General features: G+C 61.6%; 22 protein-coding genes. 14 read left to right on the forward strand and 8 right to left on the reverse strand.

Annotation, left to right across the window (positions count from 1 at the left end; all coding sequences use genetic code 11):
* The first annotated feature begins 142 nt into the window (after positions 1-142).
* Positions 143-2,032 carry a phosphomethylpyrimidine synthase ThiC gene (gene thiC, locus ACZ9BE_RS00155; RefSeq protein WP_476248782.1) on the forward strand — a complete coding sequence of 630 codons (1,890 nt, stop codon included), beginning with the start codon at positions 143-145 and terminating at the stop codon, positions 2,030-2,032.
* Positions 2,033-2,172: 140 nt separating this feature from the next.
* Entirely contained in the window at positions 2,173-3,465 is a 1,293-nt protein-coding gene (gene cytX, locus ACZ9BE_RS00160) for a putative hydroxymethylpyrimidine transporter CytX (protein ID WP_056787515.1), read from the forward strand.
* On the opposite strand, the gene ACZ9BE_RS00165 is transcribed toward cytX, so the two are convergent.
* Positions 3,434-4,180: an RsiV family protein gene (locus ACZ9BE_RS00165; RefSeq protein WP_016771974.1), complete on the reverse strand. Its 747-nt coding sequence runs from the start codon at positions 4,178-4,180 to the stop codon at positions 3,434-3,436. The genes cytX and ACZ9BE_RS00165 overlap by 32 nt on opposite strands.
* A gap of 227 nt (positions 4,181-4,407) precedes the next feature.
* Between ACZ9BE_RS00165 and ACZ9BE_RS00170 the strand changes: the two genes are divergently transcribed.
* The 9 genes from ACZ9BE_RS00170 (at position 4,408) to ACZ9BE_RS00210 (ending at position 13,907) form a co-directional block, all read left to right on the forward strand.
* Positions 4,408-5,025, forward strand: a complete 618-nt coding sequence (locus ACZ9BE_RS00170; RefSeq protein WP_024011344.1) for an NUDIX domain-containing protein — start codon at positions 4,408-4,410, stop codon at positions 5,023-5,025.
* On the forward strand, positions 5,016-5,468 hold the full coding sequence (locus ACZ9BE_RS00175) for a DUF1249 domain-containing protein (RefSeq protein WP_016771972.1): 453 nt from the start codon (positions 5,016-5,018) through the stop codon (positions 5,466-5,468). Before ACZ9BE_RS00170 ends, ACZ9BE_RS00175 begins: the two co-directional genes overlap by 10 nt.
* A 97-nt stretch (positions 5,469-5,565) precedes the next feature.
* The gene (gene cpdA, locus ACZ9BE_RS00180) at positions 5,566-6,381 is read left to right on the forward strand and encodes a 3',5'-cyclic-AMP phosphodiesterase (protein WP_476248783.1); all 816 of its coding nucleotides are present in this window, start codon (positions 5,566-5,568) and stop codon (positions 6,379-6,381) included.
* 290 nt (positions 6,382-6,671) lie between these two features.
* A complete protein-coding gene (locus ACZ9BE_RS00185; RefSeq protein WP_095180976.1) occupies positions 6,672-7,280 on the forward strand; it encodes a YqiA/YcfP family alpha/beta fold hydrolase in 609 nt (202 codons plus the stop codon).
* A 41-nt stretch (positions 7,281-7,321) separates the two neighbouring features.
* A complete protein-coding gene (parE, locus tag ACZ9BE_RS00190) occupies positions 7,322-9,229 on the forward strand; it encodes a DNA topoisomerase IV subunit B (RefSeq protein WP_095180975.1) in 1,908 nt (635 codons plus the stop codon).
* Positions 9,229-10,218 carry an esterase-like activity of phytase family protein gene (locus tag ACZ9BE_RS00195; RefSeq protein ID WP_310219223.1) on the forward strand — a complete coding sequence of 330 codons (990 nt, stop codon included), beginning with the start codon at positions 9,229-9,231 and terminating at the stop codon, positions 10,216-10,218. Before parE ends, ACZ9BE_RS00195 begins: the two co-directional genes overlap by 1 nt.
* Positions 10,215-10,739: a retropepsin-like aspartic protease family protein gene (locus tag ACZ9BE_RS00200; protein ID WP_476248784.1), complete on the forward strand. Its 525-nt coding sequence runs from the start codon at positions 10,215-10,217 to the stop codon at positions 10,737-10,739. The genes ACZ9BE_RS00195 and ACZ9BE_RS00200 overlap by 4 nt, the downstream gene beginning before the upstream one ends.
* Before the next feature lie 7 nt (positions 10,740-10,746).
* Positions 10,747-13,011 carry a DNA topoisomerase IV subunit A gene (gene parC, locus ACZ9BE_RS00205; protein ID WP_476248785.1) on the forward strand — a complete coding sequence of 755 codons (2,265 nt, stop codon included), beginning with the start codon at positions 10,747-10,749 and terminating at the stop codon, positions 13,009-13,011.
* 185 nt (positions 13,012-13,196) lie between these two features.
* Positions 13,197-13,907, forward strand: coding sequence for a PqiC family protein (locus tag ACZ9BE_RS00210; protein WP_024011350.1), 711 nt, complete (start codon positions 13,197-13,199; stop codon positions 13,905-13,907).
* A gap of 231 nt (positions 13,908-14,138) precedes the next feature.
* Here ACZ9BE_RS00210 and ACZ9BE_RS00215 read toward each other — a convergent pair whose 3' ends face one another.
* The gene (locus ACZ9BE_RS00215; protein WP_095180973.1) at positions 14,139-15,650 is read right to left on the reverse strand and encodes an AhpA/YtjB family protein; all 1,512 of its coding nucleotides are present in this window, start codon (positions 15,648-15,650) and stop codon (positions 14,139-14,141) included.
* A gap of 134 nt (positions 15,651-15,784) precedes the next feature.
* Here ACZ9BE_RS00215 and serB point away from each other — a divergent pair, with 134 nt between their 5' ends.
* A complete protein-coding gene (gene serB / locus ACZ9BE_RS00220) occupies positions 15,785-16,999 on the forward strand; it encodes a phosphoserine phosphatase SerB (RefSeq protein ID WP_041477650.1) in 1,215 nt (404 codons plus the stop codon).
* A gap of 103 nt (positions 17,000-17,102) precedes the next feature.
* Here serB and ACZ9BE_RS00225 read toward each other — a convergent pair whose 3' ends face one another.
* The 4 genes from ACZ9BE_RS00225 to ACZ9BE_RS00240 form a co-directional block, all read right to left on the reverse strand.
* Positions 17,103-18,851, reverse strand: coding sequence for a molecular chaperone (locus ACZ9BE_RS00225; RefSeq protein WP_476248786.1), 1,749 nt, complete (start codon positions 18,849-18,851; stop codon positions 17,103-17,105).
* A gap of 66 nt (positions 18,852-18,917) precedes the next feature.
* Complete coding sequence (asd, locus tag ACZ9BE_RS00230) at positions 18,918-19,778, reverse strand: archaetidylserine decarboxylase (protein ID WP_024011354.1); 861 nt, start codon at positions 19,776-19,778, stop codon at positions 18,918-18,920.
* An 18-nt stretch (positions 19,779-19,796) separates the two neighbouring features.
* Positions 19,797-20,612 (reverse strand): thiosulfate sulfurtransferase, encoded by an 816-nt coding sequence (gene rhdA, locus ACZ9BE_RS00235; protein ID WP_476248787.1) that lies wholly within the window; start codon positions 20,610-20,612, stop codon positions 19,797-19,799.
* A 42-nt stretch (positions 20,613-20,654) separates the two neighbouring features.
* A complete protein-coding gene (locus ACZ9BE_RS00240) occupies positions 20,655-22,193 on the reverse strand; it encodes an HDOD domain-containing protein (RefSeq protein WP_150638291.1) in 1,539 nt (512 codons plus the stop codon).
* A 166-nt stretch (positions 22,194-22,359) separates the two neighbouring features.
* On the opposite strand from ACZ9BE_RS00240, the gene motA reads away from it, so the two are divergent.
* Positions 22,360-23,211, forward strand: coding sequence for a flagellar motor stator protein MotA (motA, locus tag ACZ9BE_RS00245; protein ID WP_024011357.1), 852 nt, complete (start codon positions 22,360-22,362; stop codon positions 23,209-23,211).
* A gap of 3 nt (positions 23,212-23,214) precedes the next feature.
* Positions 23,215-24,261 carry a flagellar motor protein MotB gene (motB, locus tag ACZ9BE_RS00250; protein WP_041480740.1) on the forward strand — a complete coding sequence of 349 codons (1,047 nt, stop codon included), beginning with the start codon at positions 23,215-23,217 and terminating at the stop codon, positions 24,259-24,261.
* Positions 24,262-24,320: 59 nt separating this feature from the next.
* Here motB and ACZ9BE_RS00255 read toward each other — a convergent pair whose 3' ends face one another.
* Both ACZ9BE_RS00255 and ACZ9BE_RS00260 read right to left on the reverse strand, forming a co-directional pair.
* Complete coding sequence (locus tag ACZ9BE_RS00255) at positions 24,321-24,806, reverse strand: toll/interleukin-1 receptor domain-containing protein (RefSeq protein WP_122748035.1); 486 nt, start codon at positions 24,804-24,806, stop codon at positions 24,321-24,323.
* Positions 24,806-25,765: a caspase family protein gene (locus tag ACZ9BE_RS00260; RefSeq protein WP_056787534.1), complete on the reverse strand. Its 960-nt coding sequence runs from the start codon at positions 25,763-25,765 to the stop codon at positions 24,806-24,808. Before ACZ9BE_RS00260 ends, ACZ9BE_RS00255 begins: the two co-directional genes overlap by 1 nt.
* Positions 25,766-25,899: the final 134 nt, after the last annotated feature.

Consider the following 25,899-nt stretch of genomic DNA (forward strand, 5'->3'; position numbering starts at 1 on the left):
GCGAGTCCTCTTGTGCTTCGTCCGGGATATTGTTCGACAATCGAACGCTCATGACGAATGCACAGCACCGGTCCTGGTGCGTCCGTGCCTTTCAGGTTCTGCTCCGACAATCCACTGCTGGATGCTGTCTGGAGAGCCCGTGATGACAACAAAAGAAAAAAACGCGATCAACCTGAGTGACTCGGCCAAGGTCGACGAGCAATCGGTCAAGCCGTTCACCCGTTCGCAAAAAATCTACGTTCAGGGCTCGCGCCCGGACATCCGCGTGCCGATGCGCGAAATCAGCCTCGATGTAACCCCGACCGATTTCGGCGGCGAGATCAATGCGCCGGTCACGGTCTACGACACTTCCGGCCCGTACACCGATCCGAACGTGGTCATCGATGTGCGCAAAGGCCTTGGCGATGTGCGTTCAGCGTGGATCGATGACCGTGGCGATACCGAGCGCCTGCCGGGCCTGAGCTCGAACTTCGGCCAGCAGCGTCTGGCCGATGCCGAACTGACCAAACTGCGCTTCGCTCACGTCAACAACCCGCGCCGCGCCAAGGCCGGGGCCAACGTCAGCCAGATGCACTACGCGCGCAAAGGCATCATCACCGCCGAGATGGAATACGTCGCCATCCGCGAAAACATGAAGCTGAAAGAGGCCCGTGCGGCCGGTTTGCTCAAGCAGCAACATGCCGGCCACAGCTTCGGCGCAAGCATTCCGCAAGAAATCACCCCTGAATTCGTCCGCGAAGAAATCGCTCGCGGCCGCGCGATCATTCCCGCCAACATCAACCACGTCGAACTGGAACCGATGATCATCGGCCGTAACTTCCTGGTGAAGATCAACGGCAACATCGGCAACAGCGCCCTGGGTTCTTCGATCGAAGAAGAAGTGGCGAAACTGACCTGGGGCATTCGCTGGGGCTCGGACACGGTGATGGACCTGTCCACCGGCAAACACATTCACGAAACCCGCGAGTGGATCATCCGCAACTCGCCGGTGCCGATCGGTACCGTGCCGATCTATCAGGCGCTGGAGAAGGTCAACGGCGTCGCTGAAGACCTGACCTGGGAGTTGTTCCGCGACACCCTGATCGAACAGGCCGAGCAGGGCGTCGACTACTTCACCATTCACGCCGGCGTGCTCCTGCGCTACGTACCGCTGACTGCCAAACGCGTCACCGGCATCGTCTCCCGTGGTGGTTCGATCATGGCCAAGTGGTGCCTGGCGCACCACAAAGAGAACTTCCTCTACACCCACTTCGACGAAATCTGCGAAATCATGAAGGCCTACGACGTCAGCTTCTCGCTGGGCGATGGCCTGCGTCCGGGCTCGATTGCCGACGCCAACGACGAAGCGCAATTCGGCGAACTGGAAACCCTCGGCGAGCTGACCAAAATCGCCTGGAAACATGACGTGCAATGCATGATCGAAGGCCCGGGCCACGTGCCGATGCAATTGATCAAAGAGAACATGGACAAGCAGCTCGAATGCTGCGATGAGGCGCCGTTCTACACCCTCGGCCCGCTGACTACCGACATTGCTCCGGGCTATGACCACATCACCTCGGGTATCGGCGCGGCGATGATCGGCTGGTTCGGTTGCGCGATGCTCTGCTACGTGACGCCGAAGGAGCACTTGGGCCTGCCGAACAAGGATGACGTGAAGACCGGGATCATCACTTACAAGATCGCCGCCCACGCAGCGGACCTGGCCAAGGGACACCCGGGCGCGCAGATTCGTGATAACGCACTGAGCAAGGCGCGTTTCGAATTCCGCTGGGAAGACCAGTTCAACCTCGGCCTGGACCCGGACACCGCACGTTCCTATCACGACGAAACCCTGCCAAAGGACTCGGCCAAGGTCGCGCATTTCTGCTCGATGTGCGGGCCGAAATTCTGCTCGATGAAGATCACCCAGGAAGTCCGTGAATACGCGGCCAACCAACGCATCAACGCGGTCGACGTGGACGTCGCCAAAGGCCTCGCGGAACAGGCCGAGCGGTTCAAGAAGGAAGGCAGTCAGCTGTACAAGAAAGTTTGACCCCGTACTGATCGTTCCCGCGCTCCGCGTGGGAATGCAGCCCGTGACGCTCCGCGTCACTGGACGCGGAGCGTCCCGAGAGGCATTCCCACGCAGAGCGTGGGAACGATCACAACAAATGTCCCTTTGAGATAACACCCTTGAGCATTCAACCCGGCACCTATTCCCCCGATCTCGCCGTCCCCGCTGCAAAGCGTGTGTTCGGCGGGCGCGATCTGTTTTCCCTGTGGTTCTCCCTCGGCATCGGCCTGATGGTTTTGCAGACCGGCGCATTGCTCGCGCCGGGTCTGGGTCTGTCCGGTTCTTTGCTGGCCATCTTCCTCGGCACGCTGGTCGGCGTGCTGTTGCTGGCTGCTGTCGGCGTGATCGGCAGCGACACCGGCCTGTCATCGATGGCGGCGCTGAAGCTCAGCCTCGGCAGCAAAGGCGCGAGCCTGCCGGCGCTGCTCAATCTGCTGCAACTGATCGGCTGGGGCTCGTTCGAAATCATCGTCATGCGCGACGCCGCCAGTCTGCTCGGCAGCCGCGCCTTCAGCGAAGGTTCGCTGTGGGCCAATCCGATTCTGTGGACGCTGTTCTTCGGTGCGCTGGCGACCTTGCTCGCGGTGAGCGGGCCGTTGACGTTCGTGCGGCAGATTCTGCGCAAGTGGGGCATCTGGCTGTTGCTCGCCGCGTGCCTGTGGCTGACCTGGAACCTGTTCGCCAAAGCCGACCTCGCGGCGCTGTGGGCGCGCGCCGGTGACGGTTCGATGCCGTTCGCCGTGGGCTTCGACATTGCCATCGCCATGCCGCTGTCGTGGCTGCCGCTGATTGCCGACTACTCGCGTTTCGGCAAGCGTGCGAAGAATGTTTTCGGTGGCACGGCTGTCGGTTTCTTCATCGGTAACTTCTGGCTGATGAGCCTTGGCGTGGCCTACACCCTGGCGTTCGCGCCGAGCGGTGAAGTCAATGCGTTGCTGCTGGCCTTGGCTGGCGCCGGCCTGGGCATTCCGCTGTTGCTGATTCTGCTCGACGAGTCGGAAAACGCTTTTGCCGATATACATTCGGCAGCGGTCTCGAGCGGGATTCTGTTGCGTCTGAAAGTCGAGCATCTGGCCTTGGCCATCGGCGTGATCTGCACGCTGATCGCACTGCTGGCGCCATTGGCGCAGTACCAGAATTTCCTGCTGTTGATCGGCTCGGTGTTCGCGCCGCTGTTCGGCGTGGTGCTGGTGGATCACTTCATCCTGCGCAAACGCAGTGCTCAGGTCGCGTCAGCCGCATTGCGCTGGCCGGCGTTGCTGGCGTGGCTGGGTGGTGTGAGCACCTACCACTTGCTGGCGAATCTGTATCCGGATGTCGGCGCAACCCTGCCGGCGCTGGTGCTGGCAGGATTGCTTCAACTGGTGCTGGGCCGGGCCTTCAGTTACGGCCGGGAAACAGCTCAGGCTTGAGAATGCCGTTCAGGCGCGGGTAAGGGATCTTCAGTTCGACGTGGCCCAGCGCATATGGCGCGATAGTGGTCACGTCGTACTTGAGGATCACGCCGCCGTAGGTCAGCGCCACGTGCGGGGTTTTCACGAACGGCCAGTTCGCGACGAATTCCGCCTCCTGATCGAGTTTGGTACTGATCAGCCAACTGTTGTGCGCCACTTGCGCGGCTTTCCAGAACGCCTCTTCCTGCCCCGGCAGCAACATGTCGGACAGGTTCAGCACCTTGTGCTGCTGGCGCGAATAGTTGATGAAACCGCGACCCGGCGTGCCGTGGGCGCCGCCGGTGTCGAGGTAGCTCGACAGCTCGATGATCACCAGTCCGTCATGCTGCTCGCGTACTTTCGCTTGCAGATAGCTGCTGTTGCGCGGGCCGGCGCTGGCGAGGAACTGCTCGCGGTAGGCGGCCAGGGTTGGCGCTACCGGCGCGTTCTTCTCGGTGCGGGTCATTTGCAGCAGACGTTTTTCGATGATGCCATCCAGCGCCGGTTCGTCCGGGAAGCGCAGGGTGTCGATGTTCACCAGCGGGCAATCGGGGTTGGAACAGCCGGGTTTGAGTTGTTCCGAGGCGTCGCGGGTGGTTTCCAGCGGCGTGCGATAGTTGGGCTGGAACAGGCTGGCACAAGCGCCCAGAGTCAGGGCAATAGCGGCCACAGAGGCAATTTTGAAAAGCGACATGGGCGTCCTTTCGAAAGCAGGGGAAGGCAAAAAGATACCGCTTCGACTCTCAACGGAGCAGTCAGTTCGCCACTAAGCTGATTAGAGTGTGTTTCACCGTCACCGTCCATCCCGCTGACGGTAAAGGGGCTGCATCAAACGGTGCGGGCGCGTTAGGATGGCGCGAAGTCGAGGTTGCCGGTTGTACACAGCAACCTCGTAATGGATGTGCAGTAAAGAGGAAGATTATGACTGACTTTGCCAACGCCATTCCGACCGCCGTCGATATCGTGCGGCGCGAAAAATGCTACGAGGGCTTTTACAAGCTTGACCGTGTGCACCTGCGCCATGAGTTGTTCGCCGGTGGCATGAGCCGCGAGATCAATCGTGAAATCTTCGTGCGCCACGATGCCGTGTGCGTCCTGCCTTACGATCCGCAGCGCGATGAAGTGGTGTTGATCGAGCAGTTTCGTGTCGGCGCCATGGGCAAGGCCGACAACCCGTGGCTGGTCGAACTGGTCGCCGGTCTGATCGACAAGGATGAGCAACCGGAAGAAGTTGCTCACCGCGAGGCGCAGGAGGAAGCTGGGCTGGACATCAAGGCGTTGTGGCCGATGACCAAGTACTTCCCCTCCCCGGGTGGCAGCAACGAATTCGTGCATTTGTATCTGGGGCGTTGCAGCACCGACGGTGTCGGCGGTCTGCACGGGCTGGAAGAAGAGGCCGAAGACATTCGCGTAACGGTCTGGGCATTTGAAGATGCCTTGCAGGCCGTGCGTGACGGACGGATTGCCAACGCGGCGAGCATCATCGCCTTGCAGTGGCTGGCGCTCAACCGCGCCGAAGTGAGGGGGCTATGGTCGTAAACAAGCTGCGCGATCGTTATCGGGTTGACCTCGTAGGGCTGCAAGCCGCCTGCGAGGCCAACTACGCGCGCCTGATGCGACTGCTGCCGGACATGCGCAACGAACCCGAGGCGCGGCGTATCGCTGTGACCCAGGGCGAGCAGATGCTTGGCGTGCTCGCTCTCGAGGTGTTGCAGACCTGCCCGTACACCACGACCTTGCAGGTGCGCCAGGAGCACAGTCTGCCGTGGTTGCCGGTGCCGCAACTGGAAGTGCAGGTCTACCACGACGCGCGCATGGCCGAAGTGGTCAGCGCCGAGCATGCACGACGCTTTCGCGGCATCTATCCTTATCCGAACGCCGCCATGCACCAGCCCGATGAAAAGGCCCAGCTCAATGTGTTTCTGGGCGAATGGCTGAGTCATTGCCTGGCGTTGGGGCACGAGTACGAAGTCGTTCGCTAGTTGTGAACTGCGTCCGCTTCGGCGGTTTCCCCTTTGTGTCATCCCCCAGCATAATTGCCGCACCCATCCATTGCGTGCTTAGCCCCGGGAGAGCGCCTTGCCCAGCGTATCGACATTGACCAGCGCCGACCCGGCGCTGCTGGTGCAGTTGTCCGACAGCCACCTGTTCGCCGAGGCGGACGGCACGCTGCTGGGCATGAAGACCCGCGAGAGCCTGCAACAGGTCATCGACCTGGTGTTGGCGCAACAGGCGCAGATCGACCTGGTGCTGGCCACCGGAGATATTTCCCAGGACGGCACGCTGCAGTCGTATCAGGCATTCCGCCAACTGAGCGCGCAGATCAGTGCACCCGCGCGCTGGATTCCCGGCAATCACGACGAGCCGATGGTCATGGCCGAGGCGGCGGTGCAAAGCACGCTCCTGGAGCCGGTGGTCGATATTGGCAATTGGCGGGTGACGATGCTGGACTCGGCGGTGCCGGGTTCGGTGCCGGGCTATCTGCAGGATGATCAATTGCAACTGCTCGCGCGCGCGCTGAGCGAAGCGCCTGAGCGCCATCATCTGGTGTGCCTGCATCATCATCCGGTGTCGATCGGCTGCGCGTGGATGGAGCCGATCGGCTTGCGCAACCCGGAAGCGTTCTTTGAAGTGCTGGATCGCTTTCCACAGGTTCGCGCGGTGCTGTGGGGGCATGTGCATCAGGAAATCGATCGCGACCGCAATGGCGTGCGCTTGATGGCCTCGCCCTCGACGTGTATCCAGTTCGAGCCGGGGAGTGCGGATTTCAAAGTGGGCGAGCAGGCGCCGGGGTATCGCTGGTTGCGATTGTTGCCGGACGGGAAATTGGAAACGGGCGTCGAAAGAGTCAGCGACTTCGAGTTCACAGTCGATTACGGCTCCAACGGTTACTGAACTGACAATCAAAGACCCTCACCCCAGCCCTCTCCCAGAGGGAGAGGGGGCCGACCGCGGTGTCTTTGGCTGTGCATCGACCTGAAACAGCGATATCGATTATGGATTCGCAGCAAAACGCTCAGGTCGGTGTAGCTCTCGAATATCCCCCAGTCGGTTCCCTCTCCCTCCGGGAGAGGGTTAGGGTGAGGGCAGCTTGTGCTGTCACACCAATTTATTGAACCCACCCCCAATCCCGGTCCTTCTCCCTGTAAACTCCGCTATCTTTCGCCGACAGCCAGGGAGCTCAAATGTCCGGTTCGATCCTCTATATCCACGGTTTCAACAGCGCGCCGGCCTCGAAGAAGGCCTGTCAGCTGGTCGCGGTCATGGAGCAGCTGGGTTTGAGCGGGCAATTGCGCGTGCCGGCGCTGCATCACCATCCGCGTGAAGCCATCGGTCAGCTCGAGCAGGCAATCGCCGAGCTGGGCCGGCCGTTGCTGGTGGGAAGTTCGCTCGGCGGCTACTATGCGACTCACCTGGCCGAGCGCCATGGCCTGAAAGCCCTGCTGGTCAACCCGGCGGTCAGCCCGCACCGGATGTTCGATGGTTATCTGGGCACGCAGCAGAACCTCTACACCGATGAAACCTGGGAACTGACCCACGACCACGTCACGGCGCTGGCCGAACTGGAAGTGCCACCACCGCAGGATCCGCAGCGTTATCAGGTCTGGTTGCAAACCGGCGACGAAACGCTGGATTATCGCCTCGCCCAACAGTATTACCGCGCCTGTGCCTTGCGCATCCAGGCCGGCGGCGACCACAGTTTCCAGGGCTTTGCCGGGCAATTGCCGGCGTTGCTGAGTTTTGCCGGCATGGCTGCCGATATGTATCAGGCAATCGATTTCACCACGCTGTGAAGTCTTGCCCCTCTTTCATGAATGACTGACGACGAGACCTTATGGCCACTCCCAGCGCTAGTTCTTATAACGCCGACGCCATCGAAGTCCTCTCGGGCCTCGACCCGGTGCGCAAACGCCCCGGCATGTACACCGACACCAGTCGGCCGAACCACCTCGCCCAGGAAGTCATCGACAACAGCGTCGACGAAGCCCTGGCCGGCCACGCCAAATCGGTGCAGGTCATCCTGCACGCCGACCATTCGCTGGAAGTCAGCGACGACGGCCGTGGCATGCCGGTCGACATTCACCCGGAAGAGGGTGTGTCCGGCGTCGAACTGATCCTCACCAAGCTGCATGCGGGCGGCAAGTTCTCCAACAAGAACTACCAGTTCTCCGGCGGCTTGCACGGCGTGGGTATTTCCGTGGTCAACGCGCTGTCGACCGAAGTGCGCGTACGGGTCAAACGTGACGGCAACGAATACCAGATGACCTTCAAGGACGGCTTCAAGGCCTCCGAGCTGGAAATCGTCGGCACCGTCGGCAAGCGCAACACCGGCACCAGCGTGTACTTCGCGCCGGACCCGAAATACTTCGACTCACCGAAATTCTCCATCAGCCGCCTCAAGCATGTGCTCAAGGCCAAGGCTGTGTTGTGCCCGGGCTTGCTGGTCAGCTTCGAAGACAAAGGCACCGGCGAGAAAGTCGAGTGGCATTACGAAGATGGCCTGCGCTCCTACCTGGTCGATGCGGTCAGCGAATTCGAACGTCTGCCGAACGAGCCGTTCTGCGGCGCTTTCGCCGGTAATAAGGAAGCGGTCGACTGGGCACTGTTGTGGCTGCCGGAAGGTGGCGACGCGGTGCAGGAAAGCTACGTCAACCTGATCCCGACCGCCCAGGGCGGTACGCACGTCAACGGCCTGCGTCAGGGTCTGCTCGACGCGATGCGCGAGTTCTGCGAGTTCCGCAGCCTGCTGCCACGCGGCGTGAAACTCGCGCCGGAAGACGTCTGGGAGCGCATCGCTTTCGTCCTGTCGATGAAGATGCAGGAGCCGCAATTCTCCGGCCAGACCAAAGAGCGTCTGTCTTCCCGTGAGGCAGCGGCGTTCGTCTCGGGTGTGGTGAAAGACGCTTTCAGCCTGTGGCTCAATGCCAACCCGGAAACCGGTCTGGCCCTGGCCGAACTGGCGATCAATAACGCCGGTCGTCGCCTCAAGGCGAGCAAGAAAGTCGAGCGCAAACGCGTCACCCAAGGTCCGGCGCTGCCAGGCAAACTGGCTGACTGCGCCGGGCAGGACCCGATGCGTTCCGAGCTGTTTCTGGTCGAGGGTGATTCCGCCGGCGGTTCGGCCAAGCAGGCGCGGGACAAGGAATTCCAGGCGATCCTGCCGTTGCGCGGCAAGATCCTCAACACCTGGGAAGTCGACGGCAGCGAAGTACTCGCCAGCCAGGAAGTGCACAACATCGCCGTGGCCATCGGCGTCGATCCGGGCGCGGCGGACATGAGCCAGCTGCGCTACGGCAAGATCTGCATCCTCGCCGACGCCGACTCCGACGGTCTGCACATCGCCACTTTGTTGTGTGCGCTGTTCGTCCAGCACTTCCGCCCGCTGGTGGATGCCGGTCACGTCTATGTGGCGATGCCGCCGCTGTACCGTATCGACCTCGGCAAAGAGATTTACTACGCCCTCGACGAAGCCGAGCGCGACGGCATTCTCGATCGCCTGGTGGCCGAGAAGAAACGCGGCAAGCCCCAGGTCACCCGATTCAAAGGCCTGGGCGAAATGAACCCGCCGCAACTGCGTGAAACCACCATGGACCCGAACACCCGGCGTCTGGTGCAGTTGACGCTGGGCGAAGACTTCGCCGAAACCTCGGAAATGATGGATATGCTGCTGGCGAAGAAACGCGCCGGTGACCGCAAGACCTGGCTCGAATCCAAAGGCAACCTCGCCGAGGTGCTGGCCTGATGCAGTTTGGCTGGGCCTTGGCGGGTGCGTTGCTGCTGAGTGCGCTGAGCGTGTCGGCCGAGCCGCTGCAACAATTGCGGCTGCTTTCCGAACACCCGGTCGAAGGCATGCGCGGCGGTAACCTGTCGGGTCTGGCCATGTGCGGCAATGAGCTGTGGACGGTTTCCGATCGCGATGACGAGCAGATCTATCGGCTCGATACCCGCGATCCGGTCTGGCAGGCGCAAACCGTGCACATCGACGTGCCGCCCGTGCCCGAGAGCGGCTTGCCGTGGGGCTTGAGCTCGCGTACCTGGGCGGCGTCGTTCATTCGCGGGGGCGAACTGGATTTCGAAGGCATCAGTTGCGACAGCGCTGGCAATCGCTACATCGTCAGCGAAGCCCATGCGGCGGTGTTGCAGGTGCCGGTCAGTGGCCCGGCGAACTGGCTGAAAATATCGCCGCTGCTGGTTCGCGAAGCACGGGCGAGCGGCCTGCTGCTGAAGTTCAATTCGATCTTCGAAGGCCTGGCGATCAACCCGGCCGGTGATCAGATATGGCTGGCCGCCGAACGGCAAAAGCGCGGCCTGCTGCTGATCAAGCGCCAGCAGACGGTGTGGGATTGTGACGGTCGCTGCGTGCTGCTCAGTGAGGGCGGCAAGGAGATGCAGCCGCCACAGTTTCCCAAGGCGAAAGCGGTGCATCGCGACTTTTCCGACATTTCCTTGTTCAACGGCAAGCTGTTTACCCTTGAACGCAACGCTTTCGAGATCTGCCGTCGCGATGCACAGACGGCCAAGGTCGAACAATGCTGGTCTTATGCTGGCGAACTGTTGCAGGAAAATCGCCGTTACTCGCAGAACTACGGACTGGAGGAAGCGCTGATCATCGACGTCGAGGGTGCGTGGATCGGCGTCGACAACAATTTTGGCCCGCGTGCCGACGGCGAAGTCCGCCCGGTGGTCTGGCGCTTCGCCGCGCCGGACGGTGGCTGGAGTGCCAGGCCATGAGCCAGCAACCGCCGGGCAAGCGTGCCGGTCGGGTGCTAATGGTCCTCGCCTGGTGCGCGGCACTGTTTCTCGCGACGAAATTTTTTGGGCAGTGGGAGCAGCGCCAGCAGAATCCGAACATCGTGGTCACGTCGGAGCAGGGCGAAGGATTTATCGAAGTGAAACTGGCGAGCAATGCCCAAGGGCATTTTGTCGCCAGCGGCCAGATCAACGGCGAGCCGGTGGAGTTCATGCTCGACACCGGCGCGACCGATGTCGCGATCCCGGCGGATCTGGCCAAGCGTTTGAAGCTGCAAGAAGGTTTCGGCGTGGCCCTGAGCACGGCCAATGGCCTGAGCCAGGGCTATCGAACGAAGATTGCCCGCCTGCAATTGGGCGACATCGTGCTGCGGGATGTCCGTGCACTGGTGGCGCCGGGGCTGCATGGCGACCAGGTGCTGCTCGGCATGAGCGCCCTGAACAGACTTGAATTTACCCAGCGCGGTGGCACCATGCTGCTGCGCCAGACAACGAACCGATGAGGCCCGCATGAGCGACTCCCTTGATCTCAGCCTGGACGGTGTAGAACGCCGATCGCTGGCTGACTTCACCGAAAATGCCTACCTCAACTACTCCATGTACGTGATCATGGACCGCGCCTTGCCGCATATCGGCGACGGCCTGAAGCCGGTACAGCGGCGTATCGTCTACGCCATGAGCGAACTGGGGCTGGACGCCGATTCCAAGCACAAGAAATCGGCGCGTACCGTCGGTGACGTGCTCGGCAAGTTCCACCCCCACGGCGATTCGGCGTGCTACGAAGCGATGGTGCTGATGGCGCAGCCGTTCAGCTATCGCTACACGCTGGTCGACGGCCAGGGCAACTGGGGTGCGCCGGACGATCCGAAGTCCTTCGCCGCCATGCGTTACACCGAAGCGCGGCTGTCGCGCTATTCCGAAGTGCTGCTCAGCGAACTGGGCCAGGGCACCGCGGACTGGGGGCCGAACTTCGACGGCACCCTGCAGGAGCCGCTGGTGTTGCCGGCGCGCCTGCCGAACATTCTGCTCAACGGCACCACCGGTATCGCCGTGGGCATGGCCACCGATGTGCCGCCGCACAACCTGCGTGAAGTCGCCACCGCCTGCGTGCGCTTGCTGGATGAGCCGAAAGCCACGGTCGAACAGCTCTGCGAACACATCCAGGGTCCGGATTATCCGACCGAAGCGGAAATCATCACGCCGCGTGCCGACCTGCTGAAGATGTACGAAACCGGCAAGGGCTCGGTGCGTATGCGCGCCGTGTACCACGTCGAGGACGGCGACATCATCGTCACCGCGCTGCCGCATCAGGTCTCCGGCGCCAAGGTGCTGGAGCAGATCGCCGCGCTGATGCAGGCCAAACCGTCGAAAGCGCCGCAGATCGCCGATCTGCGTGACGAATCCGACCACGAAAACCCGTGCCGCATCGTGATCATCCCGGTCAACAGCCGCGTCGATCACGAAGCGCTGATGCAGCACCTGTTCGCCAGCACCGAGCTGGAGTCGACCTACCGGGTCAACGTCAACATCATCGGTCTGGACGGCAAGCCGCAGCTGAAAAACCTCCGTGCGCTGCTGGTCGAATGGCTGGAATTCCGCGTGCTGACCGTGCGTCGCCGCCTGCAATTTCGCCTCGACAAGGTCGAGCGTCGCCTGCACCTGTTGGACGGTTTGCTGATCGCCTACCTCAACCTGGATGAAGTAATTCACATCATCCGTACCGAGGAGCATCCGAAAGCCAAGCTCATTGAGCGTTTCGCCCTCAGCGAGATTCAGGCCGACTACATCCTCGACACCCGCTTGCGTCAGTTGGCGCGACTGGAAGAGATGAAGCTGCGCGACGAGCAGGACGAACTGCTCAAGGAACAAGCCAAGCTGCAAGCCCTGCTGGGCAGCGAAGCGAAGCTGAAGAAACTGGTGCGCACCGAGCTGCTCAAAGACGCCGAAACCTACGGCGACGACCGCCGTTCGCCAATCGTCGAGCGCGCCGAAGCCAAGGCGTTGAGCGAGCACGATCTGCTGCCGAACGAGAAAGTCACTGTCGTGCTGTCGGAAAAAGGCTGGGTGCGTTCGGCCAAGGGCCACGACATCGACGCTACCGGTCTGTCGTACAAGGCCGGCGATGGCTTCAAGACCTCGGCGGCGGGGCGCTCCAACCAGATTGCCGTGTTCATCGATTCCACCGGTCGCAGCTACTCGGTCGCCGCGCATACCTTGCCGTCGGCCCGTGGCCAGGGCGAACCCTTGACCGGCCGTCTGACGCCGCCACCGGGCGCTTCGTTCGAATGCGTGCTGATGCCCGAAGACGATGCGCTGTACGTGATTGCGTCCGATGCCGGTTACGGCTTCGTGGTCAAAGGCGAAGACCTGCAAGCGAAGAACAAGGCCGGCAAGGCCCTGTTGAGCCTGCCGAACAACGCCAAGGTCATCGCGCCGCGCCCTGTGGCCGATCGTGAGCAGAACTGGCTGGCCTCGGTCACGACCGAAGGTCGCCTGCTGATCTTCAAAATCAGCGATCTGCCACAATTAGGTAAGGGCAAAGGCAACAAGATCATCGGTATATCCGGTGAACGCGTGGCCAGTCGCGAAGAATATGTCACGGACATCGCCGTCCTGCCGGAAGGCGCCACCCTGGTATTGCAGGCTGGCAAACGGACCCTGTCGCTGAAAGCCGACGACCTCGAGCACTACAAAGGTGAGCGTGGACGGCGCGGAAACAAACTTCCGCGGGGCTTCCAGAGAGTGGATGCGCTGCTCGTCGAAAACCTCAATTAGGCGAGAACGCCTTACTAGAGCGTTCGATCTGCGATTAAACGCGTAGATCGACGCTTTGGCGCTGGAGTCGGAACGCATATTCACGGATGATATGGCCTTTCAAGCGCCGGCGTGGCCGAGCGTTCTTCATATTTATTGAGTATTTTCACTGTGGTCAGCCTTGTGGCGGCCACCTGGACGGGATGATGACTGCTCTACGCCCCCTTATTTTGTTGCTCGCCGGCGTTCTTGGCCTGGCGGGTTGCAGCGTTCACCAGCCGGTGTCGCTGTACCAACTGGACAGCGGAAGTCCGGTTCAGCCTGCGCAAAGCGCAGGCATGGCGGTTTTGCTGGGGCCGGTAGTTGTTGCCGATTACCTGCAACGCGAAACCCTGCTGCAACGTCAACCCGACGGCAGCCTGCAAGCGGCGACCGACGGTCGTTGGGCTGGCAGCCTTTCGTCGGATATCGATCAACTGCTGATGCGTCAGGTGGCTGGTCACCTGGACAGCCAGCGTGTGGTGCTGGCGCCTGCTACTGCCGGATTCACGCCGGATGTGCAGGTTCTGCTGACCATCACCCGTCTGGATTCCGGGGCGAAACAACCGGCGATTCTCGATGCGCAATGGCGTTTGATCGATCGTCGCGGCAAGGTGCGCGATAACCGCATCATTCACCTGCAGGAAACGCACGCCGGCAGCACCGCGTCCCAGGTGCAGGCACAAGGGGTTCTGTTGCAGCGTCTGGCCGAGCAGTTGTCGGTGGCGCTCAAGCCACTGGCCAACCAGCCGCCCGTGGCCGAGGCACCGCGTAAAGCCGCGCCGAAACCCGCAGCGCCGGCGGCGGATGCCGAGAAGCAGCCAAAGATTCCGATGGCCTCGCCTATTCGTACCGATATGGAAGTGTTTCGCTTCTGAGGCTGGAACGCGTCAGAACAGAGCCCGCCTTGTGCGGGCTTTGTTGTATCTGGGGGGCAGAGATTATTCGTCTTCAACGCTGGCCACTTCGCGAGCAGGCTCGCTCCCACATTTGATCGGCGGCGAGCAGACCTGGTGGGAGCGAGCCTGCTCGCGAAGGGGCCAGCGCAGGCAACAAAAAGCCCGCAGACAATCACTCATCTGCGGGCTTTTGCGTATCTGGCCTAAGCCTTACGCCCGGCGCTCATGCATCCGCGCCAGTTGCCGTTCGAGCATCGACGGATAAGGCTCCATCAACCGTTCTACACAGCAAGCGCCTTCAGGGCTGGCGATCGGCCGGATCCGCGCACGCTGGCGGATCAGCGTGTCATCGCTGATCTTGCGCTCGACCAGCAGCAGATTGCGGCTGTGTTGCGACAAGGCCAGTGCATCCTGGGCCGAATCGGTCAGCAGCAGATCAATCTGGCTCAGACCGAACAACTCATCGCCCAAGGTCAGGCCCAGCTGCAATTGCAGGGTGATGCCGCTGTCTGCGACCTCGATCTGCAATTGGTGGCCGAGTGCACGCAGCAGTTCGCCGCAGCAGATGGCATTGGTCAGGTAATCGTCGCCGCAGTCTTCGGTGTGGAACAGCAACAGCGTGCTGCCATCGTTGAGGGTTTCGATTTCGCCCTGATACAGCGACGCGGCCTGCTCGAGGCAGTCGCGATAGCGTTCCTGCAATTCTTCCAGACGTGCGCGAGGCAAACGACGCAATTGTTCCTGCGAGCCCAGTTGCACGGCCAGTACGGCGGTGTGCTGTGGCACGTCAGGGCTCGGTTTGCGCGTGAGCGGTTGGGCGGCGCCGTTCAGCGATTCGTCGCGCAGGTCGGCGAAAGCGTCATCGTCGTCATCGTCTTCGACGGTGCTGACCAGGTGACGCGGTGCCGGTTTCTTCGCGGCCAGCGGGCGGCTTTCGTCGAAGCTCGGATCGCGCAGGTTACGCACCTCGAATTCAGGCTCGTCTTCTTCCTCGGCGAATTCCGGCTCGGGTTCGGGCTCAGGCTCCGGTTCCGGGGCGTAGCTGGCATGTAGCTGGCGCGCCAGATCGCCGATTTCATCCTGGCGGTCGATGCCCGGGGTGTGCGCGTCGATGCGGCGCAGCCACACGCGCAATTGCAGCAACGGCGTCGACAGATAGCGGCCCATGCGCAGACTCAGAGCCAATGACAGCGCCAGCAGAATTGCGCTCAGAATGCCCATGCTTTGCAGGCTGATGGTCATCGGCTGCTGGAACTGATCCATGTCCAGGCTGATGCGCAGTTGCCCGGCAGTCACGTCCTGGAAAGTGATCTTGCTCTCGTACATGCCCTCGGCTTCGCCCAGCAGGCTGTGCTTGGGACGCTGACCGGACTCGGCGAGGATGCGGTTGTCCACACTGTAGATCGCCGCGTGGGCGACCAGTTTGTTCTTGGTCAGGTTGTTGAGCAGCACGTTGAGGCTGAGGATGTCGTTGGACACCAGCAGCTCGGTGGCGGAGGTGGCGGTCTGCGTGGTCAGGCTTTCGCCCAGCGCATCGGCCTGCTCGTGCATGGCCTGCTTGAATTGCAGACCCATCACCCCGGCATAGATCACCAGGGCCAGAGCGACCAGGATCACGTTGTGGCTGGCAATGCGCAATGCAATCGGTACACGGCGATGGCGCAGTGCACGGAAGATCAGCAGGAAGAAGTTATCGGTTTTGACTGGCGTGGGCCGGTTCACTTGAGCTCGGCTCTTTGTCCGTGAAGTTGACGCGCAGTATAGCGACAGGCCCCAGACCGGCAAAGCGCTCGCGGTGCCCGATGGTCACTGAAAGTGGGTAGAATGCGGTTTTTTTCCAGTTGCGGGGGTGCGCGTTGCGCGAAATCGTCCTGATTAACATCACGGGAGTCGACCGTCCCGGTCTGACAGCGGCCATCACCGGTGTTCTGGCACAAGGTGGTGTGAACATTCTCGACATCGGTCAGGCGGTGATCCACGACACCCTGTCGTTCGGCATCCTGGTTGAAATTCCCGATTCCGAACAGGGCAAGTCAGTGCTCAAGGACATCCTGTTCAAGGGCTACGAACTGGATCAGCAAGTGCGTTTCACCCCGGTGTCCGAAGAGGATTACCAGCAGTGGGTGGGCAATCAGGGCAAGAAACGCCATATCGTTACCCTGCTGACGCGCAAAGTCACAGCCGGCCAGTTGCAGGCGGTCAGCGCGATCACCGCCAAATATGGCTTGAACATCGACCATATCGACCGTCTGTCGGGGCGCATGCCGCTGGACACGCCGGCCGACAAGGGCAAGGGTTGCATCGAGTTTTCCGTGCGCGGCGAAGCCGCCGATCCGCAGGCTTTGCGCGCCGAATTCCTCAGCGTTGCCCAGGAATTGAACGTCGACATCGCCTTCCAGGAAGACTCGCTGTTCCGTCGCAACCGGCGTCTGGCGGTGTTCGACATGGACTCGACGCTGATCGAAGCGGAGGTCATCGATGAGCTGGCCAAAGCGGCCGGCGTGGGTGACCGGGTTTCGGAAATCACCGAGCGCGCCATGGCCGGTGAACTGGATTTCCGCGCCAGCTTCAAGGAGCGTCTGGCGCTGCTCAAGGGCCTCGACGTCAGCGTGCTCGACTCGATCGGCGCCTCGCTGCGCCTGACCGAAGGCGCCGAAACCCTGTTCGCCGAACTCAAGCGCCTTGGCTACAAAACCGCCATCCTGTCCGGCGGCTTCACTTATTTCGCCAAGCAGCTGCAAGCCAGGCTTGGCATCGACTACGTGTTTGCCAACGAGCTGGAAGTGGTCGACGGCAAGTGCACCGGCGTGGCGATCGAGCCGATTGTCGATGCGCAGCGCAAGGCAGATCTGCTCAAGGAGCTGGCGCACAAGGAAGGCCTGCGTCTGGAGCAGACCATTGCCGTCGGCGACGGCGCCAACGACTTGCCGATGCTGGCGATTGCCGGGCTGGGCGTGGCGTTCCGCGCCAAACCGTTGGTCAAGCAGTCGGCGAAGCAGGCGATTTCAACGCTGGGGCTGGATGGTGTGTTGTATCTGCTGGGTTTCCGGGATCGCGACGGGCAGCTCTGAGATCTCCATAAGCTGATCTGGCCTCTTCGCGAGCAGGCTCGCTCCCACAGGAAATCTCATTCCAGTGTGGGAGCGAGCCTGCTCGCGAAGGCCGCGCCTCGGTCTAGAGCGAATTCCACAACGAATCAAAATCCTCCTCACCTCCGCCATTCTGCGCAGGATCCAGCGAGCGGTAGGCGAACTGGTTGAAGCTGTGCGTACTCGCCACCCGCCGATCCAGCCCGGCGCGGTGTTCTTCGCCCTGGGTGTTGATCAACACCTTGTTGCCTTCCTGGAACGGCAGGCGCGGCGCAAGCACGGTGGCCGGCACATCGATCGCACTGATCTCCGGCAACAGCAAACCGCGCAGATAATGGCTGTGATCGTCCTTGGAACGAACCAGTTGCAGCCCGCACGGCTGCGCGTGTGGCGCAACCAGTTCAATGCCCATCTGCGTGCCGCTGCCGCGCACCTGACGGATCCAGCGAATCACCGCAATGCTCCAGCCTTTGCTCTCGCTGTCCTGAATGCCGAGCATTTCCCCGGCCTGCAATTCCGCCGGCACCTCGCTCGGCCAGGCCAGGCAATAGCCGCCGGGGCTATGGTTGATCACCGGCAAGGCGTAAGTCGGATAGTTCGGCGCGTTGCCGGGGCCTTCATCCTCGCTCAGCTGGTCGTACTGGATTTCCTCGTACGGCAACAGCTCATCGTTACTTTGCGGGGCAGCGTCGAACGCCTGACTCCAGCTGTCCTTTTCGCCGTTGGCCACGACGCTGCTGAAATTTGCCGCGCGGGCACCGGGATGTTTGAGCAACTCGCTGAAGGTGCGCTCGCCGCCGAGGTAGAAGTGCAGGGCGCTCATGCCGACGCACACGGTCAATGTGCCCTGGCCGGCGCTGCGCTGAAAACTGCGTTCGGCAGCCTGGCCCCAGGTCGCGTGCAGATGTTGCAGGGTATCGATGCTGAGACCGGCGGAAACAGGCAGGGGGGGCAAAGTCGGCTGCTGCAGCAGGTGCGTTTCGAGCTGCTTGACCAAGGGCTGCGGGTCGAAGCCCAGGAGCCCGCTCTGTTGTTCGCTGCGAAACATCTTGCGGTAGCGTGGACCAACATCCAGTTCCGGGCTGATGGCGAACAAACCGTCGTCGGCGCTGCCGGGATGCAGTTTGAGCAGGGCGCTCCACGGCTCGATCACCTCGGCCAGCCGAGCAATCTGACTCTGGCGTAATTGATTGCAACGGGCACTGCCCAATAGCAGCGCGGCGATGTAGGTCTGTTCGACGCTCAGTTCGCTGGTCAAAAACGCCAGATCATCGCGCAGCCGCCGTTGTTGCAGCTGTAATTGCGCAGCGCTGCGATACAGCTGATGCAATTCCAACCACACGTGTTCCGGCGGTGAACTGTACAGCTGCGTGGCGCGCACCAGTTGCGCCTTGAGGGCATGCGCGGCGCGTTGCAAGGCGGTGCCGACCAATGTCGCGCGATCCTTGCTGTATTTGGGCAGGATGCGCAGAACGATCTGTTTGTAGCCGATGGCCAATTGGCCTTGCAGCGCCTGACACAGGTTGCTGACTTTGCGCGAGCGCTCGTCGAGCATGATCGCCTGATGCAGAAAGTGCCGTTCCAGATGCTGGCAGACGAAATACACCTCGGGCCGCAGCAGTTCCAGGAGTTGCAGGCGATTGTCGCTGGGGGTGAGCAACAGGTTCAGTTCGCCGAGGCCTTGGTAGAGCAGGCGGGCGGTTTCGCCGATGTTGGCCTTGGGCAGGCCGGCGATCCAGCGCTTGAGGTCGCGCGGGCTGGCGTCGCAGAACGACAGGCGCGTTTGCGTGGGAGTCGGAGCGCGCAGCTTGGGAGAAAAGTTGGTCTGGCTCATGAGCAAAACCATAGCAGCAAATGCCGCAGTTTGCGGAAGCAGCCTCGGCTGCTTCCACGAACAGGGTCACGCTTTTGGCAGTGCCAGGCCTTGGCCCATCTGCACGGGTGAACCGGCCACCAGCTCTTCGGCCCACTTCACCTGATCCGGGCCAAACAGCACGATCGCCGTCGAACCGAGCTTGAAGCGCCCAAGTTCCGCGCCTTTTTCCAGATGAATCGGTGCGCGTGCGGCTTCGTCGTAGCGGAAGGTTTTCAGCTCGCGCTTCGGTGGCGTGACCAGACCGGCCCACACGGTTTCGATCGAAGCGACAATCATCGCACCGACCAGCACCACGGCCATCGGCCCGCGTTCTGTATCGAAAATGCACGCCACGCGCTCGTTGCGGGCGAACAGCTCCGGGACGTTTTCGGCAGTGGTCTGGTTCACCGAAAAAATGCGGCCCGGGATGTAGACCATTTCGCGCAGGGTGCCGGCCAGCGGCATGTGCACGCGGTGGTAGTCCTTAGGCGACAGGTAAATGGTAGCGAAGTCGCCGCCCATGAACGGCGCTGCGTTGGCCGCATCCCCGCCGAGCAACTCCAGCACGCTGAAGCTGTGGCCCTTGGCCTGGAACACACGACCGTGCTCGATCGGGCCGAGCTGGCTGACCGCACCGTCGGCCGGGCTGAGGATTGCGCCCGGGGTCTCGTCCAGTGGACGCGCGCCGTCTTTCAGGGCACGCGTGAAGAAGGCGTTGAAGTGCTCGTAAGCGGTCAGGTCTTCGACCAGCGCTTGCGACATGTCCACTTGATAACGCTTGGCAAACCATTGGGTGAAGGCATTCTTGAACCAGCGCACGCGGCATTCGGCGATGCAGCCGGCCAGGCGCGACAGCAGGTGATGCGGCAGCAGGTACTGGCTGAGGATAAACAGACGCTCTTTCATTAGTTGTCCTTAAAAACCTTAAATCTCGACTGGCGTGTCAGGGTGGTTGCCCCATTCGCCCCAGGAACCGGCGTAGCCCTTGACCCGCGGATAACCGAGGGCTTTGGCCACCAGATAAGTGAAGCCCGACCGGTGATGGGTCTGGCAGTGGGTAATGATTTCCTTGTCCTTGGTGATCCCGAGGTTTTCGAGGATCTGCGGCATGTCGCTGCGGATACGCAACTGACGCGTCTGGTCCATGCCGGCAGTCCATTCGAAATTGACCGCACCGGGGATGTGGCCACCCTTGGCGGCGAGGACTTTCGCGCCGGAATATTCCAGCGGCCCACGCGCGTCCCAGATCGCCAGATCGGCGGCGCCGAGACGGCTTTGCAGGTATTCGCGGGTGGCGGTCGGTTCGTCGTGCAGGGTCAGCGACACTGGGCCACCGACGGCGGCCGGCACCTGGATCGACATCGGCATACCGTCAGCCAGCCAGGCCGGCAGACCACCGTCTAGATAGTGGTACTTGTCGTGGCCAATGACATCGAGCAGCCAGATGAAGCGTCCGGCCCAGCCACCGCCCTCATCGTCATACACCACGTAGACCGCGTCTTTGCGATGACCGAGCTCACCAAACAACGCTTCCAGATCGGCCTTCGCCGGCATCAGCCCGGGCGCCGGTGGCTGGCCGAGCTGTGTGCGTTTCGGGTCGACAAAACGTGCGCCGGGCAAGTGACCTTCGGCATACCGGGCAGGGCTGGTCAGGTCCACCAGAATCAGTTCCGGGGACTCCAGACGCGGCAGCAGGTCGCTCGGCTCGATGACAAGCGGCAAGCCAGAGAAGTCAGACATGTGAGGTCTCCAGAGCACAAAGGGGAGGATTGTAGCGCAGGCTCATTGGCCACGGCTGCTAAAGCTGTGCAGGGCTTTTTCGATGCACTGCGCGGTTTTGCCGAAGGCTTGCACAGTGATGTCGGCGAAGGGGCCGCCGCCCTGATCGGCAACGACGATCATGATCACCCGACCATTGTTGACCAATGAACGCAGAAACAGATGTTCGCCACGAAACAGCGTGCGCAGGCTCGCCGGTAACAAGGCCGAGAATTGTGCGTTGTTCTCCGGCGTGATCCGCACCTGCGCCTGCTGAGCGAGCAGGCGTTGCAGGACTTTGCTCTGGCTGACGACAAAACTCAGCGCCGCCGCATCCTTCGGCAAACCGGCGGTCTGGTGTACGCGCAGGGTCGAGTGCGTGCGGTCGGCCATCAGAATCATCACCCGGCGCATGCCGCTGGCCACCAGTGCCTCGCGGGCGGCGACGGTCAGGCTCATGGCATTGGTGAAGCGGCTGGGTTCGGCGAGCAGTTCGGCGCATTGCCGACGCCACTGGCCCAAGTCATCCGCATTCGGCGCTGCTGCCGGGAGCATGCCGGCCGGCAAGCGACGAGTGCCCCACGGCCAGATCAGCGAAACCGCCGGGTGCCACAAATCGGGCATCGCATGCTGACGCGCGCTGTTCGCCGCTTGCTGGTGCAACTGTTGCTGCACTTCGTCCATGGAAATCTGCAGATAGAGGCTGGTCAGGTACTGCCAGCGCTTGCTGTGCGGACTGTCCCAGGCCTGTTGCGCCGACAGCGCCAGCCCATTGGCCAGCAGCACGGTATTCGCCGGCTGGTTGAGCCAGCGGCGCAATGTCGGGTCATCGTCGAGGCGATTCTGCTGGCGCAGCGGGTGTTCACTGTCGCGGGCGATGCGCAGCACTTTGACCAGTTCGCGTTGTTCGCTGAGCAGCAATTTGTAGCCTTGCTCGACCCAGATCGGCAGATGCCAGGCGTGGACCAGTGCCTCGGCGATCTTCAACAGGCGCACGCCGAACAATTGCTTTTCGACCACCCGTGCCGACTCGCCCTTGTGGATCACGCGCAGTTCCCACTCCTCGAGCAACTGCGGATACGTCAGTGCCAAGGGCCACAGCGGCGACAAAAACAGCAAGCTGCCCCAATGAATGTCCTGCCACAGCCGCGCGAGGCGACTGGCAAAAAAACCGTTGGCCTGTTGTGTCGCGTGTTGGCTGATCAGTTGCAATTGGCGCAAACCCTTGGGGATTTGCCGGTGCGGTTCGGCGGGCAGGCGCGCGAGCAATTCTTCGGTGCGGGCAAGGCCCAGGCGATTGATTGCCACCTCAAGATTTTCCGCCGGCGCGGCCATGGTGCCGTGGGTGTGACGATTCGCCTCACGGATGACGCTCAAGGCCAGCGCCGGGCTGTCCTGCATCAGATCGGCGATGTCGCGCAGCGAGCTGCGATTGTCGCGGATCGCCCGGCAGACTTTGTCGTGAGCCTCTTGTGGTACGGGCAGGCGGACGCTGTCGAGCAGCTTGACCCAAGCCTGGAGCGTGGTCGGTATTACCGATGGAATGTTCGTTTCATTAGCCATGTCTGGACGAGATCTTCACTGACTGTAGACGCGCCCGGCATGGGCTAAATTGGCTTTTCGCCTGAACTGGCTATAGTCTGGCGCAGTTTTGCCGATAAGTAGAAGAAGAGATTTTTTAACTTCCGAATATGACCTTGAACCCGACTTAAACAAGTACCTTCTACCTATGGCTAAAATTATCGGCATCATCGTCGTATTCGCGAGCGTGCTCGGCGGATACGTGCTCTCCCACGGCAAGATTGCCGCTCTGATCCAGCCCTTCGAGGTGATGATCATCGGCGGTGCGGCCCTCGGCGCATTTCTCCAGGCCAACCCCGGTTACATGACGATGCACGTGCTCAAGAAATCCCTGAGCATGTTCGGTTCGCGCTTCACCCACACCTTCTACCTGGAAGTGCTCGGGCTGATCTACGAAATCCTCAACAAGAGCCGCCGTGAAGGCATGATGGCGATCGAAGGCGACATCGAAGATGCCGCCGCGAGCCCGATCTTCGCCAAGTACCCGGCGGTGCTCAAGGATGAACGCATGACCGCGTTCGTCTGCGATTACCTGCGCATCATGTCCTCCGGCAACATGGCTCCGCACGAACTGGAAGGCCTGTTCGACATGGAGCTGTACAGCCTCAAGGAAGACCTCGAGCACCCATCGCACGCAGTCAACGGCATCGCCGACGGCATGCCCGGTTTCGGTATCGTTGCGGCGGTACTCGGTATCGTGGTGACCATGGCCTCGCTGGGCGAGGGCGACCAGGCGTCGATCGGTCTGCACGTGGGTGCGGCACTGGTCGGTACCTTCTTCGGTATTCTCGCGGCGTACGGTTTCTTCGGTCCGCTGGCGCATTCCCTGGCCCACGATGCCAAGGAAGAGCTCAACGTCTACGAAGCCATCAAGGCCTCGCTGGTGGCTTCGGCGTCCGGCATGCCGCCGTCGCTGGCGGTCGAGTTCGGGCGCAAGGTTCTGTACCCGGCGCACCGTCCAAGCTTCGCCGAGCTGGAACAAGCGGTTCGCGGTCGCTAAGTCATGGAAAATAATCAGCCGATCATCGTCAAGCGCGTCAAGCGCATTGCCGCCGGGCACCACGGAGGGGCGTGGAAAATCGCCTTCGCCGACTTTGCCACGGCGATGATGGCGTTCTTCCTCGTGCTGTGGCTGCTGTCCACCGCTACGCCGGAACAGAAGATCGCCATCGCCGGTTATTTCAAGGACCCGGTCGGCTTCTCCGAAAGCGGCACGCCGTACATCATCGACTTGGGTGGCACGCCGACCCTGGCGCCGGAAAACACCCTCAACCCGGAAGTGAAGTCGCAGCCGCAACCGGACAAGGTCACGGTCGACACCGATCAGGTTGAAGGCATGGCCGAGCAGGTCGAGAAGGAGCGTCTAGAACTGCTGCTGCAAGAACTGCAGAACAAGGTCGACGAGAACCCGCAACTGCAGAAATTCAAGGATCAGATCCTTTTCGAGATCACGCCGAACGGCTTGCGCATCCAGATCATGGACGCCGAGAACCGGCCGATGTTCGACTCCGGGTCCGCACGCCTGAAGCCGTACTTTGAAGACATCCTGCTGGCCATGGCCGACACCATCAAAGCGGTGCCGAACAAGATCAGCATCAGCGGCCACACCGACGCCAAGCCGTACATTGGCACTGGCGACTACGGCAACTGGGAGCTCTCGGCCAACCGCGCCAATGCGGCTCGCCGTGCCCTGGTCGCGGGCAGCTATCCGGATGCGCAGGTGGCGCGGGTGGTCGGTTATGCCTCGTCGGCGTTGTTCGATCGGGAAAATCCGTTCAACCCGGTCAACCGCCGGATCGACATTGTCGTACTGACCAAAAAAGCCCAGGCCGCCATCGAAGGTGCGCAGGGGCCTGAGGCAGCGAAACCGGCGGATCAGGGGCAGAACGGTGCTGCTCCGGCAGCCCCGGTTGATCCGAATGCGTTGCCGGCGGACAAACAGCCGGTGCCGGCTCACGAGTTGCGCGAGCGGTTGAATCTGTTTGACGATGCGGCGCCGAAACCGGCTGAGCCGGGTGGGGCGGCGCCTGCGCCTGCGCCGAAGCAGTAAGTGAAAAAAAGCCGACAGTGATGTCGGCTTTTTTGTGGCTATCACAGGCCGGCACAGTCTCAGAATCCCCGACGAATCCGGTTCTTCAGCTGTTCATGAAACATCTCTGCATCGCGCTTGTACGCCCCTTTCACCGAGTCGCTGAACGAATCCAGGGTTATCGAGCGCTGGTTCGACACCTCATCCCGATACGCATCGATAAAGAAATCCAGATCGCTGGCCGTGCTCAGCTTCGGCCATTTGTCCAGATAGATCGGCAGTTGCGCAGGTCCGGTCTTGAACGTACAGATCCGCCGATTGCTGATCGTCGCCTCGCCAATTTCGAAAGGCACCCACCACGACAGTGCAGTTGTCTCCGACACCACCGCCAGCAGATGCGTGCACTCGGTGATGTTGCGGGTAATGACTCCGGTGATGTCGTCGGTGGTCTGCGATTCCGGATCCAGTACGTCGAGGTAAGTCCTGATCTTCGCTTGGGTCAGGCGGGTGTTGATGGCGATCGCATGGGCGCGATCCATGTGGCGATAGCTGATAAAGACTGGCATCAGAAATGTCCTTTGAGGGCGAGTTCGCGGTAATAGGCGCCGAGTGCCGTCAGGCGGCAGCCGGTGGAGTTGAGGGCGGCGTAGTACATGTGCTCGGCGTCGACCGGCTCGATCAGGCTGTGGCGGTTGCACTTCTGCAACTGGGCGAAGACCTCGCCGTGCTCAGGCACGAACGCCTTTTCGGTGGGCTCATGGCTGGGGTCGAGCGGGTAGACCGATTCGGCTTCGGCGAACCAGTCCGGCAATTTGCGCAGGATCTCCTTGGGGATCAGCGGCGAGACTTCGCGCAACGAAATGAACTGCGACACATTGGTCTTGAACACCGGACGCTGTTCCCAGGCGCCGAGGGCGTTGTCGACAAAGGAATACAGACTGCCGGGGGTGATTTTGCCGAGGATATTCGCCGCGCCGCCGTGCAGCGCTTGCAGGAGCAGGCCGGTGAACACGCCGTGCTGCGCGCCCTCCATTGCCGGCTCGGCTTTTTTGCAGGCGGTGAGGATCGTCATACCCTCGCTGACCATGCTGCTCTCGCTGCGCAGGGCGCGCACTTCGCCGGCCGAACCGCTTTCGCAGCAGTCGAGGATGATCACTTTGTTTTTGATCCGCGTGGCTTTGTCCGCCCAGTTGAGGATGTCGCTGATGCGGATGCCGTCCTTGGCGTTGCGGTAGTCCTGCGCGATCAACATGCCTTCGTCAGTGTCGGCGTCGAAACCGCCATGGCCGGCGAAATACAGCAGAGCGACGTTGCAGTCACCGGAAAACAACTCGCGGATCTGGTCTTCGAGTTTTTGCCGGCTCAAATAATCCTCGGCGGACGTCAACACGACATTCTTGAAGTTGGGGTCGCCGTTGGCATTGGTTTTCAGCACCGAAGCCATGGCCATGGCGTCGTTGCAACAGCCGCTCAGGCCGCCGATATGCGTGTAATCGTTGATGCCGATGAACAGTGCCTTGCGCATGGTCACCCCACCGTGTGCAGGCGGATCGCGCCGACGATGCTGTGGGCACTGCACGCGTGGATGTAGCGAGACGAATGGCGGATGAATAAAACACAGGTTGGCATGGCTTTCCTCGAAGGTCGCTGTGAGCGAAG

This window comes from Pseudomonas sp. TE9122, assembly GCF_056278925.1.